Annotated in this window: 5 protein-coding genes; 3 read left to right on the plus strand and 2 right to left on the minus strand. The window is 76.6% G+C overall.

Annotated elements, in window-relative coordinates:
* The coding region (locus tag B0E53_RS32140; protein WP_168215462.1) for a hypothetical protein at positions 1-2166 on the minus strand (2166 nt) is incomplete at its 3' end.
* A 265-nt stretch (positions 2167-2431) separates the two neighbouring features.
* Between B0E53_RS32140 and B0E53_RS32150 the strand changes: the two genes are divergently transcribed.
* Positions 2432-2812 (plus strand): hypothetical protein, encoded by a 381-nt coding sequence (locus tag B0E53_RS32150; RefSeq protein WP_107079410.1) that lies wholly within the window; start codon positions 2432-2434, stop codon positions 2810-2812.
* Positions 2809-3756: a hypothetical protein gene (locus B0E53_RS32155; protein WP_107079411.1), complete on the plus strand. Its 948-nt coding sequence runs from the start codon at positions 2809-2811 to the stop codon at positions 3754-3756. The genes B0E53_RS32150 and B0E53_RS32155 overlap by 4 nt, the downstream gene beginning before the upstream one ends.
* A gap of 4 nt (positions 3757-3760) precedes the next feature.
* On the opposite strand, the gene B0E53_RS32160 is transcribed toward B0E53_RS32155, so the two are convergent.
* Positions 3761-4786: a tetratricopeptide repeat protein gene (locus B0E53_RS32160; RefSeq protein WP_146167851.1), complete on the minus strand. Its 1026-nt coding sequence runs from the start codon at positions 4784-4786 to the stop codon at positions 3761-3763.
* A 297-nt stretch (positions 4787-5083) separates the two neighbouring features.
* Here B0E53_RS32160 and B0E53_RS32165 point away from each other — a divergent pair.
* Positions 5084-6108, plus strand: a 1025-nt coding sequence (locus B0E53_RS32165) for a glycosyltransferase family 39 protein (RefSeq protein ID WP_246835705.1), incomplete at its 3' end; no start/stop codon positions are given.

Below are 6108 nucleotides of genomic sequence, written 5' to 3' on the forward strand. Positions count from 1 at the left end.
CCGGGCCGCCGGGTCGCCGGCCTCCCGGGCCAGCTCGGCCTGCTGGCGTTCCGCGTCGATCGCGGTCTCCGGGTCCACCCCGGACGACGCGGCGATGGCGGCGTACGTCGCGATGGCCTCGGTCCTCGCCTGGTCGGCGTCCGGGCCGCCCGCCCGGGCCAGCGCGGCCGCGGCCCGGGCGAGCAGCCCTGCCCGCAGCGACCACCAGTGGTGCCCGGTCGGGGTCTGCGTCACCGCCTGCCGGGCCAGCCGCACGGCGTCGGCCAGCACGTCGCGGTCACCGCCCAGCAGGTACCGCTGGTATTGGGTGTCCGCGATCGAGCTGCCGATGCGGGCCTGGTCCGGGTGCTCCGGCGGCAGCAGGGCGAGCGCGTCGCGGAACGTGCGTTCGGCCGCCAGCAGGCCGGCCTCGTCGGCCCGGCGCACCGCGAGGAGGGCCAGGCTGCTCGCCTGGTTGTACAGGAACCCGACCCGGCGGGAGTCGTCACCGGGCAGCGCCTCGGCGGCGCGCCGGCTGGTCTCCACGGCCTCGGCGAGCAGTGTGTCGTCCGGTGCCAGCGCCGCCCGGCGGGACAGGATGTCGGCGAGCCGCATCAGCCGCAGCGGGTACGACTCGTGGTGCGCGGGTGTCTGCTCCAGCGCCTCCCGCTGGTGGCGCAGCGCCTCGTCCACCAGCTCCGGATCCTTGGCGAGCCAGCCGGCGTCGGACAGGGTGCCGGCGAGGACCACGAGCTGCTGCGGACGCGTGTCCGGCCCGTCGGCCAGGTCCAGCGCCGCGCGCGCGGCGGAGACGGCGACCTCGACCAGATGCTCGACCTGCCCGTGCACCCCCGCCCGGGCGGCCGCGCCCGCCAGCAGGTTGAGTGCTTGCCGCCGCAGCGGGTGCCCCGGCCCGGCGGCGTCCAGGGCGAGCTGCGCCCAGGACGCCGCCCGCCCCGCCCCCGCCAACTCCCCGCCGTGTTCCCAGCGGGCCAGCTCCGCCTCGCCGAGCAGGAGCAGGGCCCGCGTCCGCCCCGGATGGAAGCCGGGCACCGCGGCGGCCAGCACGGCGGCCGCCTCGTATTGCTCGGCCAGCGCCGGCGGCGCGGCGTCCACCGCGACGCGATCGGCCAGTTCCTCGGCCTCCCGCAGCAGCCGGTCGAGCACCGCCGGCTGGTCGGCCGCGGCGACGATCGTGCCGGCCGGATCCGCGCCGATCTCGCGGGCCAGCAGGTTGACGACGGTGTTCAGCCGCTCCAGGGCCGGCGCCGCCTCCGGGTGGTCCGGCGACGTGGTGAGGACGGCGTCGCGCCAGGCGGCGGTCGCCTCGAGCAGGAGCTCCACCGACGCCTGCTCCGGAATGTCGTGCAGTCGGCACAGCGCCGCGCCGAACCACGTCACCACCCGAGGATCGGTGGGGTGGCGCCTCCAGGCCAACTGGGCGGCCCGGCGGTAGTCGCCGACGGCCAGTTCCAGGGCCCGCGGGCCGGCGCCCCGGTCGAAGTAGAGCGCGAACAGGTGGCCGCGGCGGAGCAGCCGGTGCAGCCGGTGCGGGTCGCGGGCGGAGGTGCTGCCCAGGGCCTGCGTCAGGGCGTCCAGCGCCTCGTCGTAGGTCCGGCCGTCCCCGCCGTCCTCGGCCAGCGTCGCCAGCGCCTCGGCAAGGTCGGTCAGCAGCGCGGCACGGAGCAGGACGGCCCCCTCGTCGCGCTCGCGGGCCAGGGACGGCAACCATTCCCGATACAGCGTGACGAGCATCCGCAGGGCCTTGCCGGAACCCGCCCGGTGCCGCTGCCGGAGTCCCGCGATTCGGTCGGCCTGCTGCGGGCTGAGCAGGACGTCGGACAGGCGTGGCGCATTGGGCCGGCCGGTCTCCGGGTGCTCGTCCCGGATCTGCTCCGGCACCAGGTCCGGGTCGTCGCGGCACCCCTGCCGGAACAGCGTGACGGCCGCACGGCGCTCCCGCAGGCCGTCCAACCCGGGCAGGTCGAGGTAGCGGTACCAGTGGAGTCGGGCCAGCTCCCGCGCGGCCGCCCGACCGGCGCCGCGGTCACCGGCTGCGGCGGCGAGGAGGTGCGCGTCGACCGACAGATCGGGTCCGGTGAGGACGGACGGGTCACCGGTGCGCTCGTATTCGGCGAGCACCGCCGTGACCCGCCGTATGGCGGCACTGGTGGTCCGTCTCGACATCGCCACTCGATCCCCGCGTCGGCCTGCGATCTCCGGTGCCCATCCTGCCCGCCCCGGCCCGTGGGCGGAAGCCGGTGCCCGACACGCCTTTGGGGACGGTGGCGGCCTGCCCGGGTCGCTACTGTGGCATCGGAAGCCAACCGGGGACAGGACCGATCGCCACCGGACCAGACTGCCGGTCCAGGACTCCAGCCCGGTCACCGCCGGACGGAGAGCGAATTATCCGAACCGCTCAGCAATGAGCAACAAGTAGGAAGCAGCAGCATTGGAACTCGTCGCGGAGCGCGTCGGCCGGCTGTGCCGGCAGGCCGCCGGTGAGCAGTTGCGCCAGCACGCCGATCGGTACGGCGTCGCCGACGTGCTCGACCGGATCGCCGTCGCCGTCGCCCAGGGCTGCCTGGACCACCGCCTGGAGGAGGATCTCGACCGGCTCGACGACGCCTTCGCCCGTCACGGCATCGACGGGCTGACCACCGGCGTACGCGGGTTCGAAGCGTGGCTCGGCGGGGGCGGGCATCCCACGGTCGTCGCCTGGGGCTGCCCGAGCCCGCTGCCGTGTCCGCGCGCGGTCCCGGAGGGCGACGGTGACCGGCCGGTGTGCGGCTTGACCGGTGTGCCGTTCGGGCAGCGCCGGATCGTGTTGTGAGCGCCCTCCTCGCCGAGCTCGGCAAGCAGCTGGTGACCCGGTGGACGGCGGCGCTGCTGCTGCCGGGTGCGCTGTTCGCCGCCGCGGTGGTCCTGGCCCAGGTTCTGGGCCAGCGGCACGCGGTGGACCAGCGCGCCCTGGCGGCCTGGTGGGACGGGCTGGCCACCGGGCCGGCCGGTGGATCGGGAGCCGGCCTGCTGATCGGCGCGGTCGCGTTCCTGCTCGGCGCGGCGGCGGCCGGGCTCGTCGCGCAGTCGGTGGGCGTGCTCGTCTCCTGGACGTGGAGCCGGACCGGGTCCGGGCCGCTGCTGGGCCGGCTCGCCGCCCGGCGCCGCCGCCGGTGGGAGCGGGCGGACGCAGCCGCGCTGGCCGCCGAACGGGCGCTGCTCGCGGACCCCGGCGACGCCGCTCTCCGCGACCGGACGCGCCGGGCCATCGCCTCCCGGTCGGCGATCTGTCTGGTGGAGCCGGCGCGGCCCACCTGGATCGGTGACCGGCTGCACGCGACCGATGTCCGGGTGCACCGTGGCTACGGCATCGACCTGGCGAGCGGGTGGCCGCGCCTGTGGTTGCTGCTCCCGGACGAAGCGCGGGGCGAACTGGCGGCCGCGCAGGACCGGTGCGGGGCGGCCGCCCGGCTGGTCGGCTGGGGCCTGCTGTACGCCGTTCTCGGGGTGTTCTGGTGGCCGGCCCTGGTGATCGGCCTGGTGGCGCTGCCCACCGCGCGCTACCGCGCCCGCCTGGCCGTGGCGACCTACGCCGAGCTGGCCGAGGCCGCCGTCGACCTGTACGGCCGGGACCTGGCGGTCCAGCTCGGACTGCCGTGCCCGGACCGGCTCACCCGCGAGATCGGCGAGCAGGTCACCGCCATCGTCCGCAAGGACGACGTGGTGCCGCGCGCGCGTCGGGCCGGGTCAGCCGAGCACCCGTCGCCCCTGCCCTGACCGGTCACGGTCGCCACGTCGGGTTGTGCAGGATGGCGAGGTTCTGTCGGGCGGTGACCGCCAGGGTGTCGTCGCGGGCGCCGGCCGGCAGCGCGTCGAGGACCTCCCAGTAGAGCGTGATCGCCCGCCACCGGTAGCCGGCCAGCGCCAGGGTGGCGGCCAGGTTGTTGCGCCGGCCGACCGTCTGTCGGCTCAGCTGCCCGTGCCTGCGCGCGCTGTGCCGGATGTTCTGTTCGTGCAGCTCGATGGCCTGCGCGTACTGGCCGGCCTGCTGGTAGCCGGCCGCCAGGTTGTTGCGGATGACGAGGGTGAGGTCGCCGTCGGCGCCCTGCCCGTGCTCGGCGGCGGTCACCGCCTCCCGCAGCACGTCCAACCCGTCGTCGACCTGCCCGGCGGCCAGGTAGGCCTGACCGAGCGCGTTGCGGACGGTCAGGGCGTCGGTGTGGAGCGGCCCGAACGCCGCCGCCGCCCCGGCGGCCAGGGGTTCGAGCAGGGCGACGGCCTCGGTGAACCGGCCACAGAGGCGATGGTCCTCGGCCACGCTGAGCCGGTAGGCCAGGGTGCCCCGGTCGGGGACGGACTCCCGGCCGACGCCGGAGGCCCGCCAGATGTCGAGCGACATCCGGGCCGCGTCGACCGGACCGCGCACCTGGCGTGGCGGGGGTGGGGGCACGGCGGGCAGCGGCTCGGGTGGCCCCGCCTCCTCCGCCGCCCAGGCCGCGAGCCGTTCCCGCAGCTCCGGCGCCGGCGTGCCGGAGACGTGCAGCCGGCACACCCCGTGGTCCAGGTGCAGGTCGACGTGGGCACCGTCGGAACGCAGGCCGTAACCGTCGAGCGCCATGGCGAGCAGGCTCGGGGTGCGGATGTCCAGCCCGCGCAGGGTGGGCCAGGGCAGGCGCAGGAACCGCCGGATCGGCCGGCGCAGGTCGATGCCGGAGCGGTCGAGGACGGCCGTCAGCCCTGTCGTTTCGCCCGTGCGACGCGGGTGCCCACCGAGGAAGGTCACGTGTGGTACCGCGAGCGATGACACCCGGTCATCCTTCCATCCGGAGGCGGGCCCGCGCAGCCCCGGAACCGGTGGCTGCGCGGACCCGCCCGCACGTGGCTGGCCCCGCCCATACCAGCGACGAAGCTGCGCAGGCCCCGGGCGGCGTCGTAGCCGCCGTTCGAGTCCCCGTCGCCGCTGACCTGACCGTTCCGGGTGCCTCCCCCGTGCGGGTAGCGGGCCCGTCCTTTTCGTCGTATATGAGCGTTATGTCGGGCTGACTCACTAAGCTCGTCGGTGTCATCCAGTCGTCGAACCGGGACTCCCGGAGCCGGCCGCGCCGTGCGGCCGGACCCGTCGCGCCCACGCCCATCCGGCGTCGCGCCCCAGCACGGCTGGGCCTCGGTCGCCGCATGGCTGCTGCCGGCGCTGCTGACCGGGGCGCTCGGCCTCGTGGGGGCCGGCACACCCGGCCTGCGCCTGGCGGAGCTGGCGACCTGGCGGGCCGCCACCGCCCCCTGGCCCGACGGGCTGCCCGGCGGCGACGTCACGCTCGTGCCGTACCACCTGCTCATGCGCGCCTGGGCGGCGGCGTTCGGCGCCTCCGACCTGGCGCTGCGCGTACCGTCCCTGCTGGCCGTGACGGCGGCCGCGGCGCTCGTCGGCGCGCTGGCCGCCCGGATGTTCGCGCCGGGCACGGGGGTGCTGGCCGGGGTGATCTTCGCGCTGCTGCCGAGCGTCACCCGGTACGCCCAGGAGGCCCAGCCGTACGCGCTCGCCCTGTTCGCCGCGGTGCTCGCCACCTGGTTCCTGCTGCCCGCCCTGGACCGGCCGAGCCCGCGCCGCCTCGCCCCGTACGCCGGTGCCGTGGTCCTGCTGGGCCTGTGCCACGCCGTGGCGCTCCTCCTGCTGGTCGGGCACGGCTGGGTCGTGCTCGCCTTCCGGCGCGGGGCGACCGGTCGGTGGCTGGCCGCCGCGACCCTCGGCACGCTTCCCGCCGCCGTGCTGCTCTGGTCCGGGGTACGCGCCGGCGGGCAGATCGCGCCGGCGGCCCGCCCGGACCTGTCGGCCCTCGCCGCGACCCCCGGGGAGTTGTTCGGCGTCGCCGCGCTGGGTGCGGTGCTGCTCGGGCTGGCGCTGTTCAGCCTCCCGCTGCGGCACCCCGCGGCGGTCTGCACCGCGTGGGCGGTCGTGCCGCCGCTCGGCCTGCTGCTCGTGGCGCAGGCGATGCCGGTCTGGTCACCGTCGAGCCTGCTCTTCACGCTGCCGGCCTGGGCGACGCTGGCCGCGGCCGCGCTGTCCCGGGTGCGCGCCCGCTGGTGGGTCGCGGTGCCGGCGACGCTGGCCCTGATCGGCGCGCCGGCCCA

This window comes from Micromonospora sp. MH33, assembly GCF_003013775.1.
Classification (GTDB): domain Bacteria; phylum Actinomycetota; class Actinomycetes; order Mycobacteriales; family Micromonosporaceae; genus Micromonospora; species Micromonospora fulviviridis.